The 26,100-nt window shown below is 29.8% G+C and carries 24 protein-coding genes and 1 riboswitch; of the genes, 20 read left to right on the top strand and 4 right to left on the bottom strand.

Annotated features, from left to right (window positions below; genetic code table 11):
- The first annotated feature begins 9 nt into the window (after positions 1-9).
- From Q3287_RS07300 to mgsA, 6 genes are all read left to right on the top strand, one after another.
- Positions 10-2,988, top strand: a complete 2,979-nt coding sequence (locus Q3287_RS07300) for a penicillin-binding transpeptidase domain-containing protein (RefSeq protein WP_054276226.1) — start codon at positions 10-12, stop codon at positions 2,986-2,988.
- A 97-nt stretch (positions 2,989-3,085) separates the two neighbouring features.
- A complete protein-coding gene (gene minC, locus Q3287_RS07295) occupies positions 3,086-3,769 on the top strand; it encodes a septum site-determining protein MinC (RefSeq protein ID WP_054276227.1) in 684 nt (227 codons plus the stop codon).
- A 23-nt stretch (positions 3,770-3,792) separates the two neighbouring features.
- Positions 3,793-4,590, top strand: a complete 798-nt coding sequence (gene minD / locus Q3287_RS07290) for a septum site-determining protein MinD (protein ID WP_021383865.1) — start codon at positions 3,793-3,795, stop codon at positions 4,588-4,590.
- A 17-nt stretch (positions 4,591-4,607) separates the two neighbouring features.
- The gene (minE, locus tag Q3287_RS07285) at positions 4,608-4,892 is read left to right on the top strand and encodes a cell division topological specificity factor MinE (RefSeq protein WP_021383822.1); all 285 of its coding nucleotides are present in this window, start codon (positions 4,608-4,610) and stop codon (positions 4,890-4,892) included.
- Between the two features lie 84 nt (positions 4,893-4,976).
- Entirely contained in the window at positions 4,977-6,107 is a 1,131-nt protein-coding gene (gene rodA, locus Q3287_RS07280; RefSeq protein WP_407963782.1) for a rod shape-determining protein RodA, read from the top strand.
- 39 nt (positions 6,108-6,146) lie between these two features.
- Positions 6,147-6,560 carry a methylglyoxal synthase gene (gene mgsA / locus Q3287_RS07275; protein ID WP_054269671.1) on the top strand — a complete coding sequence of 138 codons (414 nt, stop codon included), beginning with the start codon at positions 6,147-6,149 and terminating at the stop codon, positions 6,558-6,560.
- Between the two features lie 103 nt (positions 6,561-6,663).
- Here the strand turns inward: mgsA and Q3287_RS07270 are convergent, their stop codons facing one another.
- Entirely contained in the window at positions 6,664-7,857 is a 1,194-nt protein-coding gene (locus Q3287_RS07270; protein WP_054269672.1) for an FprA family A-type flavoprotein, read from the bottom strand.
- Between the two features lie 318 nt (positions 7,858-8,175).
- Between Q3287_RS07270 and Q3287_RS07265 the strand changes: the two genes are divergently transcribed.
- The 9 genes from Q3287_RS07265 to Q3287_RS07225 all read left to right on the top strand — a co-directional run bounded on the left by Q3287_RS07265 (position 8,176) and on the right by Q3287_RS07225 (position 16,498).
- Positions 8,176-10,020 carry a TIGR03960 family B12-binding radical SAM protein gene (locus Q3287_RS07265; RefSeq protein WP_074178849.1) on the top strand — a complete coding sequence of 615 codons (1,845 nt, stop codon included), beginning with the start codon at positions 8,176-8,178 and terminating at the stop codon, positions 10,018-10,020.
- 1 nt (position 10,021) lies between these two features.
- On the top strand, positions 10,022-10,723 hold the full coding sequence (locus Q3287_RS07260; protein ID WP_054269674.1) for a TIGR03936 family radical SAM-associated protein: 702 nt from the start codon (positions 10,022-10,024) through the stop codon (positions 10,721-10,723).
- A gap of 16 nt (positions 10,724-10,739) precedes the next feature.
- Positions 10,740-12,161 (top strand): Rne/Rng family ribonuclease, encoded by a 1,422-nt coding sequence (locus tag Q3287_RS07255; protein WP_407963781.1) that lies wholly within the window; start codon positions 10,740-10,742, stop codon positions 12,159-12,161.
- Positions 12,162-12,261: 100 nt separating this feature from the next.
- Complete coding sequence (gene rplU / locus Q3287_RS07250; RefSeq protein WP_003419082.1) at positions 12,262-12,573, top strand: 50S ribosomal protein L21; 312 nt, start codon at positions 12,262-12,264, stop codon at positions 12,571-12,573.
- 14 nt (positions 12,574-12,587) lie between these two features.
- The gene (locus Q3287_RS07245) at positions 12,588-12,905 is read left to right on the top strand and encodes a ribosomal-processing cysteine protease Prp (protein ID WP_021383819.1); all 318 of its coding nucleotides are present in this window, start codon (positions 12,588-12,590) and stop codon (positions 12,903-12,905) included.
- Between the two features lie 13 nt (positions 12,906-12,918).
- The gene (gene rpmA, locus Q3287_RS07240; RefSeq protein WP_003419086.1) at positions 12,919-13,209 is read left to right on the top strand and encodes a 50S ribosomal protein L27; all 291 of its coding nucleotides are present in this window, start codon (positions 12,919-12,921) and stop codon (positions 13,207-13,209) included.
- A gap of 110 nt (positions 13,210-13,319) precedes the next feature.
- Positions 13,320-14,597 (top strand): GTPase ObgE, encoded by a 1,278-nt coding sequence (gene obgE / locus Q3287_RS07235; protein WP_167639690.1) that lies wholly within the window; start codon positions 13,320-13,322, stop codon positions 14,595-14,597.
- A 29-nt stretch (positions 14,598-14,626) separates the two neighbouring features.
- Positions 14,627-14,995 (top strand): YhbY family RNA-binding protein, encoded by a 369-nt coding sequence (locus Q3287_RS07230; protein ID WP_054269677.1) that lies wholly within the window; start codon positions 14,627-14,629, stop codon positions 14,993-14,995.
- Between the two features lie 91 nt (positions 14,996-15,086).
- Positions 15,087-15,193, top strand: a riboswitch (SAM riboswitch).
- Between the two features lie 102 nt (positions 15,194-15,295).
- A complete protein-coding gene (locus tag Q3287_RS07225) occupies positions 15,296-16,498 on the top strand; it encodes a homoserine dehydrogenase (RefSeq protein WP_054276234.1) in 1,203 nt (400 codons plus the stop codon).
- Between the two features lie 121 nt (positions 16,499-16,619).
- Here the strand turns inward: Q3287_RS07225 and Q3287_RS07220 are convergent, their stop codons facing one another.
- Entirely contained in the window at positions 16,620-17,186 is a 567-nt protein-coding gene (locus Q3287_RS07220) for a tyrosine-type recombinase/integrase (RefSeq protein ID WP_054269679.1), read from the bottom strand.
- A 267-nt stretch (positions 17,187-17,453) separates the two neighbouring features.
- Complete coding sequence (locus Q3287_RS07215; RefSeq protein ID WP_054276235.1) at positions 17,454-18,713, bottom strand: nucleoside recognition domain-containing protein; 1,260 nt, start codon at positions 18,711-18,713, stop codon at positions 17,454-17,456.
- 124 nt (positions 18,714-18,837) lie between these two features.
- Here Q3287_RS07215 and Q3287_RS07210 point away from each other — a divergent pair, with 124 nt between their 5' ends.
- From Q3287_RS07210 to Q3287_RS07190, 5 genes are all read left to right on the top strand, one after another.
- Positions 18,838-19,551, top strand: coding sequence for a FadR/GntR family transcriptional regulator (locus Q3287_RS07210; protein ID WP_054269681.1), 714 nt, complete (start codon positions 18,838-18,840; stop codon positions 19,549-19,551).
- A 116-nt stretch (positions 19,552-19,667) separates the two neighbouring features.
- Positions 19,668-20,942 carry a nickel-dependent lactate racemase gene (gene larA / locus Q3287_RS07205; RefSeq protein ID WP_407963780.1) on the top strand — a complete coding sequence of 425 codons (1,275 nt, stop codon included), beginning with the start codon at positions 19,668-19,670 and terminating at the stop codon, positions 20,940-20,942.
- Between the two features lie 16 nt (positions 20,943-20,958).
- Positions 20,959-21,747 (top strand): electron transfer flavoprotein subunit beta/FixA family protein, encoded by a 789-nt coding sequence (locus tag Q3287_RS07200; protein ID WP_054269683.1) that lies wholly within the window; start codon positions 20,959-20,961, stop codon positions 21,745-21,747.
- 13 nt (positions 21,748-21,760) lie between these two features.
- Complete coding sequence (locus Q3287_RS07195) at positions 21,761-22,981, top strand: electron transfer flavoprotein subunit alpha (RefSeq protein WP_407963779.1); 1,221 nt, start codon at positions 21,761-21,763, stop codon at positions 22,979-22,981.
- A 10-nt stretch (positions 22,982-22,991) separates the two neighbouring features.
- Positions 22,992-24,383 carry an FAD-binding oxidoreductase gene (locus tag Q3287_RS07190; RefSeq protein ID WP_407963778.1) on the top strand — a complete coding sequence of 464 codons (1,392 nt, stop codon included), beginning with the start codon at positions 22,992-22,994 and terminating at the stop codon, positions 24,381-24,383.
- Between the two features lie 220 nt (positions 24,384-24,603).
- On the opposite strand, the gene Q3287_RS07185 is transcribed toward Q3287_RS07190, so the two are convergent.
- On the bottom strand, positions 24,604-25,884 hold the full coding sequence (locus Q3287_RS07185; RefSeq protein WP_407963777.1) for a nucleotidyltransferase: 1,281 nt from the start codon (positions 25,882-25,884) through the stop codon (positions 24,604-24,606).
- Positions 25,885-26,100: the final 216 nt, after the last annotated feature.

Here is a 26,100-nt window from a genome sequence, read left to right as displayed (position 1 = left end):
GGTGAGTTCATGGAAGAAAATAAACAAGTTGATAGACTAAAAATAATTAAAATAGTCATAAGTGTGGTGTTTTTAGCTATTTTAGTAAAAATAATCTACATGACTACATTTAAATATGAATTTTACAATGAGTTAGCTGAAAATAAAACATATAAGAAGTTGGCAATAGAAGCTCCAAGAGGAGAAATAAAAGATAGATATGGAAGATTGTTAGCAGGAAATAAAAACTTATTTACTGTTCAGGTTTCAGGTAACGATATTAATAAAAAAGATGCAAAGAAGCGTTCAAGAGCAAATGAAATATCATTAAAGCTTATAAATTTGCTTGAAAAAAATGGTGAAGAATATGTAGATGAGTTTCCGATATACGTAGAGAATGGAAAATACTATTATACATATGACAGAGATATTAGAGAGTATAAATCAGAAAATGGTATTCCAAACGATTATAATGCTAAAGAAAGTTTTTATTACTTAGTAGATAAGCTTATATCAGCTGGAATATTGTCTCAAGAAGATAAAAGATTGGATGCAACAAAATTACAGGCAAAACTGAATGAAAATGGATATTATCCACCTATTTTAGTTAGTAAATGGATGTTTACAGCAGAAAGAGATAAGAGAGATTGGCTGGCTAGTTATAAGATAAAAGAGACCAAGCTAAATGCTAAAGAAGCGTTTGAAAAAGTAAGAAATAGTGAGGCATTAGATATTGATAAAAGCCTAAGCGATGAAGATGCTAGAAAAATAATGGTTGTAAGAGATTTGATAAAATCAAAAGGATATTCTCAGTATAATCCAGTAACCATTGCAAAAGATGTAGGAGAAACTACAATTGCACAAATTGAAGAACGTGCTATGGACCTTGTTGGTGTTTCAATAGCAGTCGAACCAGTAAGATATTATCCTAATGGAACTTTAGGTTCACATATGCTAGGATATGTAGGAAAAATGCCATCAACTCAAATAGAATCATATCTTCAAAAAGGTTATAAAACTGGAGATATGGTAGGTCTTGCAGGAGTAGAGAAAAGTAATGAAAGCAGGCTAAGAGGAACTGATGGTTATAAAATGGTTAAGGTTGATGCATTAGGAAGAATAAGTAAAGAAATTGAATCTAAAAAGCCTAAATCAGGAGATACTGTATATCTTACTTTGGACAAAGATTTGCAAGAAGTCTCAGATAATGCATTAAAACAGATAATAGAAGTTGCTTCTAAAGGTGGTACTTTTAAAAGTAAATTTGGTGATAAACCAATTAGTGCATATGCAGGAAAAGCACAATCAGCAGCCCTTATAGCTATTGATGTAAAAAATGGAGAAGTACTAGCTTCTTCAAGCTATCCTAATTATGACCCAAATAAATTTGCAAAAGGTATTTCTACAGAAGATTATAAAGCACTTCAGCCAAAGAATCCAAATGACTTACTAGCAGGAAGTCCGCTTTTAAACTTGGTTACACAAGGGGAATTCCAGCCAGGTTCTTCATTTAAGATGGTAACCTCAATGGCAGCTTTAGAAAATGGCTTAAATCCAAACTTTACAATAAATGACCCTGGTGTTATCATGTTAGGTAAAAAATCTTTTGGTGACTATGTATGGAACCATGGTAGAGGAAATCATGGTATGACAAACTTGTATAAAGCAATACAAGAGTCTTGTAATATATATATGGCAACTATTGGTACAGGTAAAACATGGCCAGATGGAAAAAGCATTGGTATAGACATGAATGCCAATAAAATTCTTGAATATGCAAAATTATTTGGACTTGACCAAAATACTGGACTTCAAGATGAAGTAGAAGAAAGAGCAGGTAAAGTACCTAGCACAGAGGATAAGCTGAAATCAACACAAGCTCTGTTAAAGTCAAATTTAGAAAGAGAAATGGCAAATGATTTTGTTGATATAACTAGAGATAAAAATCCTAAAGAATATGAAAAAAGAATCAATGAGATTGTAAGCTGGGCAGCAGAAAAGAAAACTCCTGGTAGAGTAGAAACAATGAATAGACTAAAAAAATTGGATGTTAAAGAAGATAGAATTGAAGAAGTAGCAGATTTAGCAGTATTTAGTTATTTTAACTTTGCAAAATGGAGTACTGCAGATACATTCAACTTAGCTATAGGACAAGGTGAGAATGCCTATACACCAGCTCAGATATCAAGATACGTGGCTGCCATAGCAAATGGAGGTAACTTAGTAGAATTATCTGTAGTTGATAGAGCTGTTTCAAGTGATTATTCATCAGTGAAAATCAATGACCAGAAGAAGGTAGAAAAAATACCTTTTAAAAATCCTGATAACTTAAAAGAATTAACAAAAGGTATGAAATTGGTTGCAAGACAAGGTACAGCAAAGAGCGCCTTTGCTGATTTCCCAATAGATGTAGCAGCAAAGACTGGTACAGCTGAGAAAAGTGGGAAAATACCTACAGATAACGAATATGAATATTTAAAAAGTCATATGTCATCTTATAATGTTAATCTAGATGATGCAGTTAAACTAGCAGATAGGATGAAAGCAGAAAAAGAAAAAGAACTTTCATTAGCTAAAGAAAAGGAAGTAAAAAAGAAATTAGAAAATAAAGATTTAAAGGACGAAGAAAGAAAGAAATTAGAAGAAGAATTAGAGGATGGAATAAAAGTTAGATTAGAAGATACTGATAAAGTAAATTCTTCATATTTAAGAAAAGCTATAAAAGAATTAAATCCAAAAATAACAGATGACGAGATAGATAAATTTAAACAAGATTATGGTTCTTTTACATGGACTGTTGCTTTTGCTCCAGCAGATGACCCAGAAATAGCTGTTGTATGTGTAATTCCTCAAGGTGATTCAAGTGTATTCTCACTTTTACCAACTAGAGAAGTTATTGGAACATACATGGGGTTAGAACCAACTAATAGTAAAAAAGACAACAATACGAATGATGTTAACAATTCTTCTGACGAAAATATAAATTTCGAGTCACAAATTAACAGATAGCTTAATCCACGTATAAACTTTAGCTTTATATATAAAAAATAAAAGGATTTAAAGCGTATTTGAAGAATATAAATGATATATCACTCTGGAGGTTGTTATGTCTTTAAGAGAAATTTGTAGTCAAGAACTAGTAGAGTTCAAGGGTAATAAAAGAGGGATAATAGTAAATATAAAAAAAGAAGCTCCATTTGAGGAAATACAGGAAAAAATAATAAACAAATTGGAAGCGTATGTTGGTTTTTTTAATGGGGCTAAAATTAGTAAAATTAATAGTGATTATTTGACTGACATGGAGATTTTAGAATTAAAAGAAGGAATTACTTCTAGATTTGATGTGGAATTTGTTGAAGATCACAAAATTGAAGAAAATAGTAATTTTCCAACAAAATATGTCAACACCCTAAGATCTGGAGAAAATATTGAATTTGAAGGTGATGTAGTAATATTAAATGATATGAAACCTGGTTCAAAAGTCCTTTCAAAATCAAATACAGTTGTTATGGGAGATATAAATGCTGGTGCTAAAGTTGTAGCAGGTGGTAATGTTTTTGTAATGGGTAAAATAGAAGGCTTTGTACATGCAGGTGCAGAAGGTAATGAATTTGCATATGTTGTTGCTGGAAATCTTAATCCTAAAATATTACAAATAGCAGAGAATATTGCAGAAGCTCCAGATGATGAAGAAAATTATGAAATTGAATCAGAAATTAGCCCAGAAATAGCCTTTGTGAGTAATGGAAGAATTGTAATCGAAAGCTATTTGTCAAAATTAGACAAATAGAAAGAAAAATAGGGGGTAGTATTATGAGCGAAGTTATAGTTATAACATCTGGTAAAGGTGGAGTTGGAAAAACTACTACCGCAGCAAACTTAGGAACTGCGCTAAGCCTAGAAAATAAAAAAACAGTAGTTGTAGATGCAGATATCGGACTTAGAAACTTAGATGTAGTAATGGGTCTTGAAAATCGAATAGTTTATGACATAGTAGATGTAGTTGAAGGAACTTGTAGGCTTAAGCAAGCTCTAATAAAAGACAAAAGATTTGATAATCTATATTTATTACCAGCAGCACAAACTAGAGATAAAAATGCTGTTTCAGTTGAACAAATGGTTGACCTATGTGAGAAACTGAAAGAATCTTTCGAGTATATAATAATAGACTGCCCAGCAGGTATTGAGCAAGGATTTAAAAATGCAATAGCTGGAGCAGATAGAGCTATTGTAGTTACAAATCCAGAAATATCAGCAGTAAGAGATGCTGATAGAATCATAGGTCTATTAGAAGCAAATGAAATAAAAGAGATAAGATTAGTTATAAATAGAATTAGAAATGATATGGTTAAACGTGGAGACATGATGGACAAACAAGATATAATAGAAATATTAGCAATTGATTTGTTAGGTCTTGTCCCTGATGATGAAAGTATAATTATATCAACAAATAAAGGTGAACCAGCTATACTTGACTCAAAGTCACTTGCTGGTCAAGCATACAAGAATATCGCAAAAAGGATACTAAATGAAGAAGTTCCTCTACTTGAACTAGAAGTTGAAGATGGATTCTTTGGTAGACTTAAAAAAATGTTTAGCATGGCTAAGTAGCAAAGGAGGATACATCTGTGTTAGATTTATTTAGAGTTTTTTCTAACGATGCTAAAACTAGTAAATCTGTTGCTAAAGAGAGGTTAAAATTAGTTTTAGTTCATGATAGAGTAGATTGTTCACCACAACTTTTAGAGATGATAAAAACAGACATTTTAAAAGTAATAGCCAATTATGCAGAGATAGAAGATGATGGCCTTGAAATAAAAATGTCTAAATGCAGAGGTGAGCATGATGACAAACCTGTATCTGCATTAGTTGCTAATATACCATTAAAGAATATAAAAGATAGATGTATGTAATTAGTGCTTAAAAGGGGGATATCCTTATTGGTATATGCCCCTTTTATTTAATTATGTGTTTAAAGATAGAAAGACGGTGATTCTTTGAAAAAAATCAATATTAATTATAAGTCGACAATTAAGTTGATAAAACAGTTAGACTGGAAACTTATAGTTACAGTATTAGCTATCTTTATTTTTGGGCTTGTTATACTTAGTAGTGCAACACATGCTAATTCGACAGGTTCATATAATCAATTAATTAAGCAAGGATTAGCTTTTGTACTTGGTATAGGGATGATTATAGTCATATTATTTTTTGATTATAATCTTCTAGGTAGGTATTACAAAGTGCTTTATATAATAAGTCTTGTTTTGTTAGCCATCGTTTTATTACCTGGAATTGGGACAGCAAAAGGTGGCGCTAGGTCGTGGATTAATTTAGGTCCACTTGATTTGCAAACATCTGAAATAGTCAAATTAACATTTGTACTTAGTTATGCAAAGATACTTGAAACTAAGAAGGACAAATTAAATACATTGAAAGAAGTTATACCTGTTGTGGTTTATGCTATTCCATTTATTGGATTATTACTTGCACAGCCAGATTTAGGAACAGGAATTGTCTTTTGTTGTATGATATTTGCAATGCTATTTACAGCAGGTCTTAGTTCAAAATTGATAAAAAGAGGAATAATCATACTGTTGGTATCTATGCCACTGATGTATTTAATGATGGCAGACCATCAGAAGATAAGAATAGAAGCATTCTTAAATCCAGAAGATGTAACACTGAAAGGAAATTATCAGGTTATGCAATCTCTTATTGCGATAGGTTCTGGTGGTGTAACTGGTAAGGGGCTATATAATGGAAGTCAAAACCAAGAGGATTTTTTACCTGTACAAGATAGTGACTTCATATTCGCTGTTGTAGGTGAAGAACTTGGTGTAATAGGAATGTCAGTGTTGATAATCTTATTTGCAATATTCTTATTGAGGCTTTTAGTAATTGCAAGAGATGCCAAAGATTTTTATGGAACCCTCATCGTGGTTGGTGTTATGGGTATGTTTGGCTATCAGATAATCCAAAATATAGGTATGACCGTCGCATTAATTCCAGTAACGGGAGTAACATTACCTTTTGTAAGTTATGGAGGTAGTTCTTTATTAACATCCTTAGCAAATTTAGGGTTAGTACTAAATGTGTGTATGAGAAGAAAGAAAATAAATTTCTAGATTTGATACTTGTAAACATAAATTGAGGAGATTGAGTATATGAATATAGCATTAGTAGCGCATGACCAAATGAAAAATACTATGGTCGGATTCTGTATAGGTTATGAATCAATTTTAAAAAAGTATGGACTGTATGCAACTGGAACTACAGGAAAAAGAATAATGGATGAAACTGACTTAAATATAAATAGGTTAGCATCTGGTCCTTTAGGTGGAGACCAACAAATAGGTTCTTTAATAGTAACACAAGATATAGATTTAGTTATTTTTTTAAGAGACCCATTGACATCTCAGGCTCATGAAACGGATATACAAGCATTGATAAGACTTTGTGATGTTTATCATGTTCCAATAGCTACAAATCTAGCTTCTGCAGAAATATTTATAAAAGCTCTTGATAGAGGAGAACTATCATGGAGAGAAGTTAGAAAAAATAAAAGTCAACGTGTTTAAAAAAATAAATTGTATAATTGTATATGAAATAAGGAGATGTTTCAAAATAAAACTTTGAATCATCTCCTTATTTAAATTAAATAATTTTATTTGTTATTAATGACTATTTAACTAATTTTGCAAATTCTGCACCAAATGCCATACAGTCTTTTAATGTTTCTTCACTAGGGAAGAATTTTTTCTTAAGAGATTCTACAGGCATTTTAAATGACATAGCTTTAAGTAAAGTCTCAGCCATAGTTATACCTTCACCACTCCAACCGAATGAACCAAACACTCCTGCTATCTTACCTTGGTTAGCCATTGGGTCTATAACAGAGAATAAATCCCACATAGGTTTAACCATAGTTTTGTTTATAGTTGGAGAACCTAATAGTATTACCTTTGATACTACTAGTGTATCATGCATTTCTGTTAATGTCATATCTTCCAAATCATATAATTCAGCTTTTGCACCTTCTGCATCAAGACCTTCTTTTATCTTTTTAGCCATCTCTAAAGTATTACTGTAAGCTGATAAGTAGAATATAGAAACTTGATTTTGATTTGTTGTATTAATAGCTTCTGTAGACCATTCAACGTATCTTTTAACGGCAGCCATTGGGTCTTTAGTAAGCATTGGACCATGAGAAGTTAATATAGTATCAAATTCTATGTTCATTCCTACAACCTTATCTACAGCGCTTAAAACATGCTTAGCAAATGGTTTAACTATGCAGTCATAATAGTGTTTAGCTGATTTTAGATAATCTTCACTGTTTACTATATCTGCATCAACACTTGCAAAGTGACAACCAAATGCATCACAAGTTAAAAGAGTCTTGTCCTCTTCAATGTAAGTAAACATTGTATCAACCCAATGTAAGAATGGAGCAGTTATAAATTTAAGATTTCTTTTACCAATATTTAGAACTTCACCATCTTTTATTACATGACAATTAAAAGGTCTATTTATTTGACCATCTAAGTATAGTTTAGCAGCTTTAGTACAATAAACTTCTATATTAGGATTTAAATCTAATAAGTACTTTAAACTACCAGCATGGTCTGGTTCTGTATGATGAATTACAACATAGTCAATTTTAGCTATATCAGTAACTTCTGATAGATTGCTTAAGAATTCATCTTTAAAATTTGCCTTTACTGTGTCAAATAAAACCGTTTTTTCGTCCTTGATTAAATAAGAATTGTAAGTTGTCCCAAACTCAGTTTCCATTATTATGTCGAATACTTTTAAACCTTCATCTACTACGCCAGTAAAGTAGATATCTTTTTTTACTTCAAAAACTTTACTCATTTTTAACCCTCCTAAAATTTATCATTATACAAGTAACATACCCCGTTTTGGGGTCAATGAAACAAAAGATGTCATTATAAGTTATCTAAAACAATAGTTCTATGTTTATAATATATCATATTTTGTAAAAAAATTGTAATTCAATAAAAATTTAATGTAAAATATACTCAAATATTTTTAATTATTCTATTTTGTGAATAATATAGGTTTTAAATTCAATATTTTAGTTATATTTTTGATAGAAAATATTTTATCGTGTATAATATTACTTATAAATAAGAATAAAAATAAAGAGCTTGTTTGGAGGAATTTGGATAAATGAATAAAGTAGACTTGAAAAAAATCTTAAAAAAAGTAGAAAAGCCTGCTAGATATCTTGGAAATGAAATAAATTCAATTCATAAAGATACTAGTAATAGTGAATTGATAAGATACGCACACTGCTTTCCAGATTTATATGAAGTTGGTATGAGTCACTTAGGAAGTCATATATTATACGATGTAATAAACAAAGATGAAGATGTATTTTGTGAGAGGGTATATTCTCCTGCTGTTGACATGGAAAATATAATGAGAGAAAAAAACATACCATTATTTGCATTAGAGTCAAGAGAGCCTATAACGAACTTTGATTTTGTTACTTTTACACTTCAATATGAACTTTCATATACTAATATCTTAAATATATTAGATTTAGCAAATATACCAATATTAAAAAAGGAAAGAAAACTGGAAGACCCATTTGTAATGGTTGGAGGCCCTTGTGCCTATAATTCTGAACCTTTAGCAGATTTTGTGGATATAGTAATATTAGGTGAAGGTGAAGAGGTCAATTTAGAAGTAGTAAATGAGTATAAAGAATGGAAGAAAAATAAAACAACTAGAGAAGATTTTTTATATAAAATATCAAGTATAGAAGGAGTCTACATACCAAGTTTTTACGATGTTAAATACAATGAAGATGGTACAGTTCAAAGTGTAACTCCTAATAGAGATGGTATTCCAAAAAATCCTACTAAGAGAATAATAAAAGATGTTGAAACTGTAGACTATCCAGAAAAACTAATAGTACCTTATATAGATACTGTTCATGATAGAATAGTGTTGGAATTATTCAGAGGATGTACAAGAGGATGTAGATTCTGTCAAGCAGGTATGATATATAGACCAATAAGAGAAAAAAGTGTTGAAAGACTTAAAGAGATATTGGATAAATTAGTTAAAAATACTGGATATGATGAAATATCATTATCATCACTTAGTACGAGTGATTATAGTAAGCTATCTGAGCTTACTGATTATTTGGTGGACGAGTATGCTTCTAATAATATAGGGATTTCACTTCCATCTCTTAGATTAGATAACTTCTCAATGGAAATTGCTGATAAAATACAACAAGTAAGAAAGTCTGGACTTACTTTTGCTCCAGAGGCAGGAACTCAAAGACTTAGAGATGTTATAAATAAAGGTGTTACAGAAGAAGATTTAGAAAATGCAACAGAAAGAGCTTTTGAAATGGGATGGAATAGTGTCAAACTATATTTTATGATTGGTTTACCAACTGAGACTTATGATGATTTAGATGGAATAGCTAAATTAGCATATAAGGTTATTGATATTTACAGAAAAGTAAATGGAGGTAAATTAAAGAGAAGCTTTAGTGTTACAGTAAGTACTTCTACTTTTGTACCAAAGCCATTTACACCTTTCCAATGGCATGGTCAAGATACTACAGAAGCAGTAGTTGAGAAGCAAAGACATTTAGTAAATAAATTAAGAAACAACAATATAAAATACAATTACCATGATTCAAAAACTAGCTTGATGGAAGCTGTAGTGGCTAGAGGAGATAGAAGAATAGGAGAAGTTATATATGATGCATTCAAACTAGGTGCAAAGTTTGATGGATGGGCAGAACACTTTAATTTAGACATATGGAAGGAAGCTATGGAAAAGAATAACCTTTCTATAGATTTCTATGCACATAGAAATAGAAATTATGAAGAGGTATTTCCTTGGGACCATATAGATGTAGGTGTCAATAAAAAATTCTTAATTAGAGAAGATGAGAATGCTAAAAAAGAAAAAATCACTTCTGATTGTAGACATAATTGTAATGGCTGTGGAATAAATATACATGATATAGGAAGGGGGCTTTGCTAATATGAGTAAAATAATAAGAGTAAAATTTAAAAAAGAAGGCGATATGATATATATATCACATCTTGACCTTCAGAGATTATTGCAAAGAGCATTTAGAAGGGCTGAAATAAACTTAGCACATTCTCAAGGATTTAATCCTCATCCTAAGATGAGTTATGGTAATGCTTTGGCTTTAGGTACGGAAAGTCAAGGAGAGTATGTAGATATTGAGATAGAGGAAGAAGATTTATCAGTAGAGGAGTTTTTAAGTAAAGTATCAGTTCAACTTCCAGATGGGATAGAATTTATAAAAGTAAAAGAAATTGATAGACAAACACCTTCTCTTTCTTCTGTTATAGATTATGGAGAATATCTGTTTAATATAGAATTGAAAAGACCTCTAACTAAAGAGTTTGTAAAAAGAAAAGTAATTGATTTTATGAATAATAAAGAGATAATTATAACAAAGAAGAATAAAAAAGGTAAAATGGTCGAAGTAGATATAAGACCTATGATAAGAACTTTTGATGTTTTAAATTTAGAAGATGAACATATTACTCTTACTGCTACTATAGCTACAGGTTCAAAGACTAATTTAAATACTAATATACTTATTCCAAAAATATTAGAGATGTTTGAATTGAATATTGACCCATTAGATGTTGATATATTGAGAAGAGACTTATATGTATTAGAAGATGGGGAATTAGTGACTCCTATGTAGCTCGAGAGGTGAAGTTGTGAAAAAGATAGTTATCGAGTCCTTAGTAGGGTCTCAAAAAACAGCAGTACTTGAAGATGAAAGATTAGCAGAACTTTTTGTTGAAGATAGTTTAAATAAAAAGACTGTATCCAATATATATCGTGGAATTGTAAAAAAAGTTATACCAGGAATAGAAGCTTGTTTTGTAGATATTGGCTTTAAAAAGCTTGCTTATTTACAATTGAAAAAAGGAAGTACTATAAAATCTGGTCAAGATATTCTAGTTCAAGTAAATAAAGAAGAGATAGGTACTAAAGGTGCAAAATTAAACACTGAAATTAGTATTTCTGGAAGGTATATTGTCTATATACCTTCCAATGATAGAACTACAATATCAAATAAAATTACTGATGAAAAAGAAAGATTTAGATTAAAAAAAATTACTAAAGCAGTGAATAAAGAAAATTTAGGATTAATAATAAGAACTGAGGCTCAAGGTTGTACTCATGATGAAATAAAAAAAGATATAGAAGAATTAAAATTACAGTATGAGAATATTTTAAAAGAATATAAACTTGGTATAGGACCAAAAGTATTATATAAATCTTTAGACTTTGCAACCAAATATGTAAAGGATAATGTGAATGATGATATCGAATCCATAATTACTAACAGTTATGATAGATATTGTGAACTTAAGTCTATTTTAAAGGGAATAGACAATACTTATGTTGATAAACTGTGTCTTGAAGAAAATAGAGATGTATTTGATTTATATAGAATAGAATCTCAAATAGAGAAATTATTAAATAAAAAGGTATGGTTAAAGAGTGGAGGTTATCTAGTAATTGAAAAGACAGAAGCTCTTACTGTTATAGATGTAAATACAGGTAAGTTTGTTGGAACTGGCAAACTTGATGAGACTGTTTATAAAACTAATATTGAAGCTGCAAAGGAAATTGTAAGGCAGCTTAGAATTAGAGATATAGCTGGAATAATAATAATTGATTTTATAGATATGCACAAAAAGAAGCATCAAAACGAGGTTTTGCACCTCTTAGAGGAAGAATTTAATAAAGATAAAAGAAAAGCTGAAGTGTTAGGTATGACGAAGCTTGGTTTAGTAGAAGTTGCAAGACGTAGAGAAAAAGAGTCTATTGATAAATATTATCTAATGTCCTGCCCATGTTGTGATGGTGCACAAACGATAAAATCTATACATCATATGGTAGATGGCATTGAAAAAGAAATTATGAGAATAAGCAAGCATACAGTTTATAAAAATATAATAATAGAGTTTAATGATTTTATTTTTAGACAAATAAAAGAATATTATATGGATATAATTGATAAAATTGGTGAAAAATATAATATAAAAATTTCTTTAACTGCAAATTGTACATTAAAACACAATAAAACCAATGTTATTTTCGATAAAATAGTTGACAATAAAATGTAAATATTTTATAATTAATAATTGTAATGCCGCACAGTAAAGGTCTAAATCTTCAAATGAAGTACCTTGTACTGGCGAGTTTGAGGCCGAGGAGGTGTATTTAATGTACGCTATAGTAAAGACTGGTGGGAAACAATATAAAGTTTCTGAAGGTGATGTGTTATTCGTTGAAAAATTAGAAGCTAACGCAGGTGATGTTGTTACTTTAAACGAAGTATTAGCTTGCTCTAAAGATGGAGAATTAAAATTAGGTTCTCCAGTAGTAGAAGGAGCATCTGTTCAAGCTAAAGTTGTTGAACAAGGTAAAGCTAAGAAAGTTATAGTTTTCAAGTATAAAGCAAAAAAAGATTACAGAAGAAAACAAGGACATCGTCAATCATATACTAAGATAGTTGTAGAAAAAATAAACGCTTAGTAGTTGGTTAAGTTATGATAAAAGTAAAATATTATTATAATGATGATTTCTTGATACAAGGTTTTTGTTTAAAGGGACATGCTGATTTTGCTGAAATAGGCTATGATATAGTGTGTGCTGCAGTTACATCTAATGCTATTGCAGTTATAAATTCTTTAGACAAATTACAAAAGATTGAATTTGAGAAAGTAGTAGGAGAAGAAGGTCATATAGAATGTATAGTTAAAGATATACATATAAAAGATGCACAATTATTACTAAATCACTTTCAATTAGCGGTTGAAGAAATTAAACGGGAATACCCAAAAAATATAAAAATTTTAAAAAAGTAGGGGGTGACTCCATATGTTAAACATGAATTTACAATTATTAGCATCTAAAAAAGGGGTAGGTTCTTCTAAAAATGGTAGAGATTCTATATCTAAAAGATTAGGTGTTAAAAGATTCGATGGTCAATTAGTAACTGCTGGAAGTATAATAGTTAGACAAAGAGGAACTAAAATACATCCAGGAACTAATGTTGGAAAAGGTAGCGATGATACTTTATTTGCATTAGTTGATGGTACTGTTAAATTCGAAAGAAAAGACAAGAAGAGAAAAAAAGTTAGTATATATCCAGTAGCAATAGCTGAGTAATATACATAAAAGGAGTGTTGAGGCACTCCTTTTTCTTATAGTACTGATGAATTTATAATAGTGTTTTTGGTAATGCTAATTAAAAGTTTTTAATTAAGTAGGTGAAGAATTTGTTTATAGATAAGGCAAGAATATTTGTTAAGGCTGGAAATGGTGGAAATGGTTCGGTAGCATTTAGAAGAGAAAAATACGTTCCAGCTGGTGGACCAGATGGCGGAGATGGTGGTCGTGGAGCAAGCATCATATTTGAAGTTGATTTGGGTCTTAGAACGCTAATGGACTTTAAGTATCAAAAAAAATATCAAGCTCAAAATGGTGGGGACGGAAGCAAAGGTAAAAGAGCTGGTAAAAATGGAGAAAATTTAGTATTAAAAGTACCAGCAGGTACAGTAATAAGAGATGAGGCTACAGGTCTTATATTAGCAGATTTAAAGAAAGAAGGAGATACAGCTGTAGTTGCAAAAGGTGGTATAGGTGGTAAGGGAAATCAACACTTTGCCAATGCAGTAAGACAAGCTCCAGCTTTTGCAAAGTCTGGTACAGATGGAGATGAAAGATGGGTAACTCTTGAACTTAAAATGATAGCAGATGTAGGTCTTTTAGGATTTCCTAATGTAGGCAAATCAACATTTCTATCTGTAGTAACTAAGGCCAAACCAAAAATTGCAAACTATCATTTCACAACATTGACACCAAATTTAGGTGTTGTCCAAACTAAGTTTGGAGATAGTTTTGTACTTGCAGATATACCTGGAATTATAGAAGGTGCTTCTGAAGGTATAGGATTAGGTCATGAGTTTTTAAGACATGTAGAGAGAACCAAGGTATTGATACATATTGTAGATATATCTGGACTAGAGGGTAGAGATGCTATTGAAGACTTTGACAAGATAAATGACGAACTTAGACTGTACAATGAAAAGCTTTCAAAGAGACCACAAGTTGTTGTTGCAAATAAATTTGATATATTAGAAGATGAAAGCAAGTTTGAGACATTTAAAAATGAATTAGAAGGCAGAGGGTATACAGTCTTTAAAATGTCTGCAGCAACTCGTGAAGGAATAGATGATGTAATAGCTTATGTCTCTAAACTTTTAAAAGAAGTAGAAGATGTAGAATTAGTTTCAGAAGAAGAAATGTACAGACCAGAGCTTGATATTGGTACTGAAGAAGAATTGAGTATAGATATTGAAGATGGAGTGTATGTAGTTACAGGTAAAGCACTTAGAAGAATAATGTATTCTGTAAATTTTGATGATATGGAATCTCTTCAATATTTCCAAAAAGCTATGGAAGGTCAAGGTGTGTTTGACAGACTTAGAGAGATGGGAATAGAGGATGGAGATGTAGTTAGAATTTACGAATTGGAATTTGAATTTTACAATTAATTTTAGTATAGAATTATAGAGGTGAGAATATGTTAAAAGGAAAACAAAGAGCGTATTTAAGATCTTTGGCAAATACTTTAAAACCTACTACACAAATTGGTAAAGAAGGTGTCACAGAAAGTTTCTTAGAGCAATTAGATGATATGTTAAGAGTTAGAGAATTAGTAAAGGTTACTATACTGGAAAATGCAGGCCTTGATGCTAAAGAAACTGCTAATGCTGTGTGTGAAGCTTTAAGAGCTGAATTTGTACAAGCTATTGGTTTTAAATTTACTATTTATAAAAGAAATGTTGAGGAACCTAAGATACTTTTCCCAGGACATGAACAGGCAAAAGCAAAGATTAAAAATAATAACGTTACAAAAAAAGGGAAACCAACTAAAAGAGCGGTTAGATAATAGCCTATATACTTTTAGGAAAATAAGTTAAAAAAATAGTGACAATTGGCATAAATTGTATTATACTATTAAACATAAATTTAAATTAGCAATCTTATCAAGAGAGGCAGAGGGACTGGCCCTATGAAGCCCGGCAACCAGTATATTTTATTATACATTGGTGCTAAATCCTGCAGCAGTTATGCTGAAAGATGAGTATAAACCCGTCATATGGCTTGAGTTTATACTCAAGCTTTTTTAATTGGTATATTTATACATATAAATAATTTAATATAATCAAAATGATGGGGGTATGTAACAGTGAAGATAGCAATATTAGGGTATGGAACAGTAGGAAGTGGATTAATTGATTTAATAGAAAACAATAATTCAAAAAGAGATATAGAGATAGTTGGAATTTTAGTTAAAAATAAAGAGAAACATAAGTCTAAGAAGTATTTTGACAAGATAACAACAGATATAGAAGATATATTTGATAAGGATATTGATATACTGGTTGAATTAATTGGAGGATTGAATCCAGCTTTTGATTATGTGACAAGAGCGTTAAATAAAAAAATACCTGTAGTAACAGCCAATAAGGATTTACTTGCAGAGAGAGGTAGTGACCTTATAGAATTAGCTAATTTAAATGATGTTAGTATTAAATTTGAGGCATCTGTGGCAGGTGGTATTCCAGTTTTAAAGCCATTGATAGAATCATTAGAAGGTAACAGTATAAAGAGTATAAATGCTATTTTGAATGGAACTTGTAATTTTATATTATCAAAGATGTATGATGAAAATTTACCATATGATGTAGCTTTAAAACAAGCTCAAGAATTGGGGTTTGCAGAAGTCAACCCAGATGCAGATGTTTTAGGATATGATAGTGCTAGAAAATTATCTATATTATCTACCTTGTCTTATGGAAAAATAGTATATTGGAAAGATTTATTACTAGAGGGAATAACTTCGATAGATGAAAAAGATATAGAATATGCAAAAAAACTAAATTGTAAGATAAAGTTGGTTGCTAGAAGCAAGTATGAATCAGGAGAAGTAAGTGGATTTGTTAGACCAGCATTGGTTGATAACGATAATATGCTTTCAAAAATAGATAATGAGTTTAATGTAGTAATTTTAGTAGGTGATTCAGTAGGTGAACTTTCTTTTGTAGGTAAAGGTGCTGGAAGAGGGGCAACAGGTAGTGCTGTTTATGCTGATATCATAGATGTAATAGATAAGAGAAATGCCAATATAAAGTCATTCTCAAAAGGCAAATTGGACTTAAGTGGACTTATAGAAGATGAATGTAGTGCTGTAGTTAGATTTGATGGATATAATAAAGATGGAATTTTAAAATGTCTAGATAAATATGTAGATAGTTACGATATTATAGATGACGAAGAACTAGCAATTTTTGTAAATGCAAAGTCAGAACATGAAATTGATAGACTCTTGGAAGAGGTAAAAAGAAACAATTATAGTAAATCAGTCAAAAAATTATTAAAGATAGATTAATCTGTTTATATAGGAATTATAAAATTGAAGGTGAAGCAAAACAAAATAAATATTTTGTTTTGCTTCACCTTTTTAATATCTGGTGAATTAATAAGATAATAGAAAAATAAATACGTTATAATTAGCCAATAAAGAAATTTTCACTAGCTTCATTAATAGCTTGCTGAGTTACCCTTATATATCGCTGTGTAGTGGCCACAGAACTGTGATTTAAGAGCTCCTTGACTAACTCTAAGTTATTATTACTCTTTTCAAATTGAGTAGTAGCATAGAGCTTTCTAAAGCTATGTGTGCTTATATTATACAAATTTAAGTATCTGCAAATTATTCTTAACTGTTTTTGAATAGCTTTTGTTTTTATATTTACTAAGTAGTCGTTTGATTTAAGATTATACTTTCTTGCATGTTCATTTATAGATTCAATTATATTTTTATTAACTGGTCTATACTGTAATTTACCTGTCTTTTTTTCATTTATTTCTAACATGTTACCCTTAAAATTTCCTATTTTTAATCTTAAAATATCTGATATTCTTAGACCTAAATTAGCTTCTAACATTAGTGCCAATGCAACTTTAGGATTTTTTCTAAATCTTTTTTCAACGCCATTTTCACTATAAATAAAGCCAGTATGTAATAGTTCCATTATCTTTTTATATTCGTCTATCTCTATAGGTCTTGTTGCCATTTTCAACCACTCCTCTTATTTGATTTGTTAAGTTTGGGTCGGTATTTATTATATAATATAAATGAAATATTATATAATGGAAAAATATACCAATTAACTTATGCAAGCGTGATATATGTGATTAAGGAGAATTTTTTGAAAAATATTTACTAATAAAATTATAAAATTGTGATGAAATAACTGTGTTGTTAAACTAATTAAAAAGGTTATTAAAATTATGACAAATATAATAAAAAAATGGAAGTATTTAGTCAATTTTTGTGATTTTTATTTTTTTCGTAAAAATTTTTTAATGGAGAAAGTGTTTTTATATCTGATTAATTTTCCATCTGTAGATAAACTTTTCATATGTTTTTTAGCAATAAATAAAGCTGAGATTAGATAAATTATTACTACAATTTGAAGAATTGTGTCATAATAGCTAAGATAATAAAACCAAATTAAGTTATTATATATAACATTATATGTATCAGCAAAACTAGAAACCAATACAGTAGAGTTTGCAATAGGATAAAGTATAAATATGAAGAGAGCAGCTAAGATTCCATGAGCAAACTTACTTAGTATGTATAATTTTAAATCTATGTCTGTTTTTGATAAAAATGTACAGCATTGAGCTAGTATGGATAATCCACTAAATCCTATTAAAAAGCTAGCTAAAGATGCTCTTAGTATTTCTGGAGCACTTGTTATACTGGATACCTTATTGCAACCTATAGTAATTTCAAATAAACCACTTACAAATGCTTGACAGAGCTCTTTGTTTACACCTAAAAATGAAAGGGGTAAATACAAAACTGATGCTATTAAAGATATTACATTAAAAAGTGATAGTATTTTAAATACTACTGAAAAAACAATTACAAATCCACCAACTGTGAGTAATGTGTTTACTCCATTAAATACAGCATTTCCAAATAGAACAAAAAATCCATTTCCACTTGAATTTCGAAGATTGATTATATTTTTTATGTTTGTTTTTAAATCTAATTTTGTCTTTGGAAGATTTTCATTACCATAATTTCTAAAAAAAAGACCAACCAATATAGTCCCTAGATAATGGCATAGAATCATTAAATAACCTAAATTTGAGTTTTGAAACATACCAGTGCCAACTGAACCTATTATGAATAAAGGTCCTGATGTAGAACAAAAAGAAACGAGTCTTTGTGCCTCATGTTTAGAAATTTGTCTATTATTTCTAAATTCAGAAGCCAAACTTACCCCTACTGGATAACCAGATACTGCTGATATTGCAAAAGCTAAAGCACTTTTACCTGAAACATTAAACACGAGTCTAGTTATGGGATTAATAATAAATCCTATAATATCCACTATTTTTAAATCGACAATCAGGTTTGCACCAATTATGAATGGGAGTAGTGATGGAACTAGGACGTTAGACCATATAGAGAAACCCTCTCTTGCAGATTTTATAGCTTCATTTGGGTATAGGATAATGCCTAAAACTAGAACTCCAACTATAATAGCTGGAGCAAAAAAAGCAATAATTTTATTTTTTTTCATAATATCACCTATAAATTTGAGTTATAAGATATTATATTAAAAATAATAAAAATATATGAATGTAATGGCTTAAGATATATAATAGATATATATTACAAGAACGATTATCATATTGGAGGAAAAAATGTTTAATAGTATAGCTAGTAAGAAAGTTTATGAACAAGTGATTGAACAAATACAACATAAAATACTGAATGGAGAATTAAAAAAAGGAGATAAATTACTGTCTGAAAGAGAATTGTCTGAACAAATGAATGTAAGTAGAACATCTATTAGAGAAGCTATTAGAGTCTTAGAAACTATGGGCGTGATAGAAAGTAGACAAGGTGAAGGAAACTTTATATGTACAAATATAGAAAAAACTTTAATAGAACCATTATCTATGATTTTTAAACTTAATAATGGGACACTTGAAGACATATTAGAGCTTAGAATAATTTTAGAGATTGAAATTGCAAAACTTGCTTCAAAGAGAATAACTTCTTCTGAAGCTATAGAATTGAAAAATATAATAGATGAAATGAGGATAGAAACTAAGAGAAAAGATAATAACCAAACTTTAGTTTTGTTAGACCAAAAATTTCACAGTAAATTAGCTACAATAAGCAAAAATTATTTAATTCAAAGTCTTTTTATGACAGCATCAAAATTATTTGATGGATTTATAGAAGATGCAAGAGAAAAAATAATTGCAGAACCTTTAAATGAATATATATTACTTGACCAACATGAGGCTATATATAATGCAGTTGTAGAAAATAATTTAGAACTTGCATGTGAAAAAGCAAAAGAACATATGAAGTTTATAAGTAAAAACTATAGAAAAAATGAAAATTAAAAGTTTGTTATAAAATAAATTATTCTTGCAAATGGAATATAATGGTATTATCATATAAGTGTAAAACTGGTATGACCACATACCAATTTTATAGTTTATATAATGGGAGATTAAAAATGGTAAAGTTAAAAGTACCGTATTCAAAGCAAGGAATGATTTTAGAAATACCTGAGAAACGTTTTACTGGTGTTTTGGAAGCAAAATCGGATAATTGTATAGAATGTAAAACTCAAGAAGAAATTGTTGAAGAATCTATGAATAATCCAATAGGCTCTCATTCACTAGAAGTGCTAGCTAAGGGAAAAAAGAATGTTGTCATAATTACGAGTGACCATACAAGACCTGTGCCAAGTAAAATAACTATGCCAATTATATTGAAACGAATTAGGAAGGTCAATCCAGACATAGATGTGAAAATTATAGTGGCAACTGGATTTCATAGGCCAAGTACAAGGGAAGAGTTAGTTTATAAAATGGGAGAAGAAATAGTAGATAATGAGGATATAGTTATGCACATATCTACTGATGACGAATCTATGTGTAAAGTGGGAGTACTACCTTCAGGTGGGGATTTATATATAAATAAACTAGCATATGAGGCAGAACTTTTAATAGCAGAAGGATTTATAGAACCACATTTTTTTGCAGGTTTTTCAGGTGGAAGAAAAAGTGTACTTCCAGGAATAGCATCTGCAAAGACTATAATGTACAACCATTGTAGTGACTTTATAGATAGTGATAATTCAAGAACTGGAAAATTAAAGCATAATCCTATTCATGAAGATATGGTATATGCAGCTAAAGTTGCGAAGTTAGCATTCATACTGAATGTTGTAATAGATAAAGATAAAAAGATAGTTGCATCCTTTGCTGGTGATGTCGAAAAAGCACACACTAAAGGTTGTGAATTTGTAACAGAGCTATCAAAAGTAAATTCCATAAAATCAGATATTGTTGTAACTACAAATGGAGGATATCCGCTAGACCAAAATATTTATCAAGCAGTTAAGGGGATGACAGCAGCAGAGGCAACTTGTAGGGATGGTGGAGTAATAATAATGATTGCAGCATGTAATGATGGTCATGGAGGCCAATCTTTTTATGAAAATGTAGCAAATGCAGATTCTCCAAAGCAATTATTAGAAAAAATTAGGAGTGTTGGTAGATGTGATACAATCCCAGACCAATGGGAGTTTCAGATATTAGCAAGAATATTATCTAAGTATACTGTGATAATGGTAACGGATAAATGTAATACTGAAATGATAAAGAAAATGCATATGAAGCATGCGTTTAATTTTAAAGAAGCTTTAGAAATGGCGACTAGTATAGTTGGTATAGATAGTAAGATAGTAGTTATACCTGATGGAGTGTCAGTTATAGTTAAATAAAAAAGGAGTGTACTTTATGGAAATTTTGACATGTATAAAACAAGTACCTGGAACAACTTCAGTAGAAGTTGATGAAACTACAGGAGTACTAAAGAGAGATGGAGTAGATTCAAAAATGAATCCTTATGACCTATATGCTTTAGAAACAGCACTTAGAATAAAACAAGAAAAAAAAGCTAATCTAAAAGTACTTAGTATGGGGCCTCCTCAAGCAAAAAAAGTAATAGAAGAGAGCTTTATGATGGGAGCTGATGAAGGAGCTTTAATAAGTGATAGAAGATTTGGAGGTGCAGATGTACTGGCTACTTCTTATACTATATCACAAGGCATCAAGAAGATGGGAAAGGTAGATTTAATAATATGTGGGAAACAAACTACTGATGGTGATACAGCACAGGTTGGACCTGAAATAGCTGAGTTTTTAGATATACCTCATGTTACTAATGTCACAAAATTGATTGATGTCAAAGAGAAAAGTATAGTTGTTGAAATAGATATGCCAAACGATTTACAAGTATGTGAGATTGAATATCCATGTTTAATAACTGTAGAAAAAGATATTTTTCAACCAAGACTACCTTCATTTAAATTAAAATTAGATACTAAAGAAAGAAAAATACCTGTATATAACTTAGATGATTTTGAAGACAAAGATGAAAACAACTATGGACTTAATGGTTCTCCTACTCAAGTTGTAAAAATATTTCCTCCAAAGCCAAATACAGATAAAAATATTGTAAGAGGAAATGCAGATGATTTAAGTTCTGCACTTATAAATAAATTAGAGGAATTAAAATTAGTTTAAGGAGGATTAATAAATGTCAAAGATAATTGTAAATCAAGATAAAATAACTGATTTAAAAGGAGTATTAGAAATATGTCCTTTTGGTGCTATAGAAGAAAAATCAGGGATAGTAGAAATAAGTGCTGGATGTAAGATGTGTAAGTTATGTGTCAAAAGTGGGCCAAAAGGTGCATTTGAATTTATAGAGAGTTGCAAAGTACAAATAAATAAAGAGGAATGGAGGGGAATTGCAGTATATGTGGAACATCACAATGGAAGCATACATCCTGTGACATATGAGCTTATAGGAAAAGCTCGTGAGATGGCATCAAAGATAAAACAACCTGTGTATTGTGTGTTTGTAGGAAAAGATATAAAAGATAAGTGTAATAATTTGATTTCTTATGGTGTGGATGAAGTATTCGTATATGATGAGGATGAATTTAAAGATTTCAGGATAGAACCATATGCAAAAGCAATAGAAAATTTTATAAAGAATATAAAGCCAACAATAATGCTAGTAGGTGGAACTACGCTAGGTAGGTCATTAGCTCCAAGGCTTGCTGCTAGATTTAGAACTGGTCTTACAGCCGATTGTACAATACTTGATATTCAATCAAATACTGATTTAGACCAAATAAGACCAGCATTTGGTGGAAATATAATGGCTCATATAAATACACCTAATAATAGACCACAATTTGCTACTGTAAGATACAAAATATTCTCAGTACCAGAAAAAGTGCAGAATGCTACAGGAAAGATTACTTTATGTCAAATAGAAAAAAAAGAGCTAAGCTCTAAGATTAAAGTATTGAGTGTAAAAGAAAAAAATAAAGAAGTTGGTTTAGAAGAAGCTGAAGTAATAGTTGTCGCAAGTAGGGCAATAAAGAAACAAGAAGATATGGAGATGATATATAAGTTAGCTGGTAAATTAAATGCTCAAGTAGCAGGAACAAGACCTGTAATAGAGGCAGGATGGATAGATGCCAAAAAACAAATAGGTCTTAGTGGTAGAACTGTAAAGCCTAAACTTATAATAACTTGTGGTGTATCTGGAGCTGTTCAATTTGTTGCAGGGATGCAAGGTGCTGATTATATAGTAGCTATAAATAAAGATGATAAGGCTCCTATACTTGATGTAGCGCATCTAGCTTTAATAGGTGATATTTATGATATTATTCCTAAATTGATTGAAAAGATAGAAAATAAAAAAGATGATAATCAAATATATATGGCATCAGCAGCCAAATAGGGGGATAGAAATGTACAAATTAATCGATAAAAAAGATATAGATTTTTTAATAGATACTTGTGGAGAAGAAAACGTAATAGTTGGAAGTGATATAAATGAAGATTTTTCACATGATGAACTTGGAGGGATTGAAAAATATCCTGAAGTTTTAGTAAATGTAGTTGAAACTGAACAAGTATCTAAAATAATGAAATACGCATATAAAAATAATATACCAGTTACACCAAGAGGTCAAGGAACTGGTCTTGTAGGTGCTGCTGTTGCCATAAAAGGTGGAATAATGATTAATCTGTGTAAAATGAATAAGATACTTGAAGTTGATTATGAAAATTTAACATTAACGGTAGAACCAGGAGTATTGTTGATGACAATAGGTCAATATGTTCAAGATAGAGATTTGTTTTATCCACCTGACCCAGGTGAAAAAAGTGCTACAATTGCTGGTAATATAAACACTAATGCAGGTGGGATGAGAGCAGTAAAATATGGTGTTACAAGAGATTATGTAAGAGGTCTTGAAGTTGTATTGCCAAATGGAGAAATTATAAATGTAGGTGGAAAAGTGGTTAAAAATAGTTCAGGATATAGTATAAAGGACTTATTAGTTGGCTCAGAAGGAACTTTAGGAATAGTCACTAAAGCTATATTAAAATTGCTTCCACTGCCAAAGAAAAGTATAAGTTTACTTATACCATTTCCAAATTTATCAATGGCAATCGAGACTGTTCCTAAAATAATAAAGTCAAAGTCAATACCAACAGCTATAGAATTTATGGAAAGAGATGTAATACTAGCAGCAGAAGAATTTTTAGGTAAGAAGTTTCCAGATAATACATCAGATGCTTATCTTCTACTTACATTTGATGGAAATAGCACTGAAGATATAGAAAAAGAATATGAAAAGGTAGCTAAATTATGTCTAGAAAATGGTGCATTAGATGTATTTATATCAGATACACAGGAAAGAAATGATTCTATATGGTCAGCTAGAGGGGCCTTTTTAGAGGCTATAAAGGCATCTACAACACAAATGGATGAATGTGATGTCGTTGTTCCAAGAGATAAGATAGCAGAGTTTATAAGATATACTCATGAGCTTCAAGATGAATTAAAAATAAGAATAAAAAGTTTTGGTCATGCAGGAGATGGAAATCTACACATATATATTTTAAAAGATGGTATGGATGATAATACATGGAAGACAAGATTAAAAGAAACTTTTGACTGTATGTATAGAAAGTCCAGAGAACTTAGTGGTCAAGTTTCTGGCGAACATGGTATAGGGTATGCTAAAAAAGAGTACTTACATGAATCAAATTCAGATGCTTATATGATGCTAATTAAAAATATAAAGTTAGCTTTTGACCCCAAAAATATTTTGAATTCAGGAAAAATATATTAAACATACCAATAATGTAATATTTTAAAACTTACTTTTAAATGACAGCATAAATTGTAAAAGTTTTAGGATGGCAATATTTACTTAAATTTAGAAATTAGCATAATATTTAAGTTGATGTTGCAATCCTAAAAGTATGTGCAAATAGATTCAAATGAGATTATTGTGTTTATATAAAGTATTAATAAAATAGTTTTTTATAAATATTTTTTATTTTAAGAATCTATTTTACATAGACTGGATGAGTATAAAAATCCATAGGACCTTTTATTAAGTCTTTATTATTTTTATAATATACTGAGTCATATATATTTGTAGATTTTATATCATAATTTATGAGTGTTTTAAAAATTACATCATCTAATGAAAATGATATATTTGAAAATTTGTTTATTATTTCTATTTCAGATTTATTTTTTACTTCCTTTAGAACTTCTCTGCCTTTATCATTAAAAGCAAGTATTCTTACATAAGGAATAGTATCTATGTTTTTTACAAGTTGCATATCACTTTTTTTAATACCTAATAATATATTGTTTAAAGTTCGTTTAATTTTGGTTAAAGTATATCGTTTAGATTTAATTGATAATTGCAGTTCATATAAAGATTTAGATGTAAAAATATCTTTGTAGATTTTATTTTCTATACCTTCATTTACTTCAAAATAATCTTTTAAATTGTCTATATCTCTAAGTATAATGGTCTTTAAAGTATCAAAGAAAAAATCATCAAACATAGGCAAAAAGCCATTATCTATTTTTTCATTTAGGATATTATAAGTCTTTTTTGGAATAACATTTTTTAAGTGAAAAAGACTATTATTTTCTTTAAGTGAAGTTCTTATAGCAGTAGCAGAACAAATATTACTATTAATTTCTTCAGAATTGTATTCTGACTGAACTCTAGAGATAGTAAATGGTTTTATATCACTATTTAGGTGGATAAGATTTTTTATATATTCTATACCAAGTATATTATTTGATGAATTTAATGTTTTTGATAATTGTTCCTTTGAATAATTCTCCATGAATTCATTTTTTTTGCATTGATGTATATAATCAAAAAGTGCATTAGCTCTAGCTGTTGGAAATAACAGGCCCTCATCTAAATGTTTTTTTAAGAATAGCTTAAAGTCATCTGGTTCACTTGCTAAAATTTCTGCAATATTGTAAAGAATTTCTGTATTTCCTTCTTCACTACCAAAACATACAGAATCTATACAGTTTAGTGAATTTAAAATTGTTATGGCACCATGAGAAAAAATTTCAGCACTTTGGCAAGCAAATAGAGTTGGTAATTCTATAACTAAGTCTATACCATTTTCGACAGCAATTTTTGCTCTAGTATATTTATCAAATAAAGCTGGTTCGCCCCTTTGTAGAAAGTTTCCACTCATTATTGCTACAGTATGTGTTGCATTTGTTTTTTCTATAGATTTAGATAAGTGATATATATGTCCATTATGAAATGGGTTGTATTCAACTATTAATCCAAGTACATTCATAAAATACTCCTTCTATCTTTAGTTATTTTTATATATATCTTAATTTATTAAAATGTATATAAAATTTAAATTTTTAATTATAAAACTAAAAAACGTAAAAAAAGTTATAAAAATGTAGAAATACTACATAATAAAAAACTAGTTAAATGTTATTAAAATAACTTTATTAGAGCTTTATATTATATTATTATAGCAAATGGGAAAGAATAATCTACA

It is taken from the genome of Clostridioides sp. GD02404 (genome assembly GCF_045898275.1).
Classification (GTDB): Bacteria; Bacillota; Clostridia; order Peptostreptococcales; family Peptostreptococcaceae; genus Clostridioides; species Clostridioides difficile_A.
This window is presented reverse-complemented; position numbering and strand designations above follow the sequence as displayed.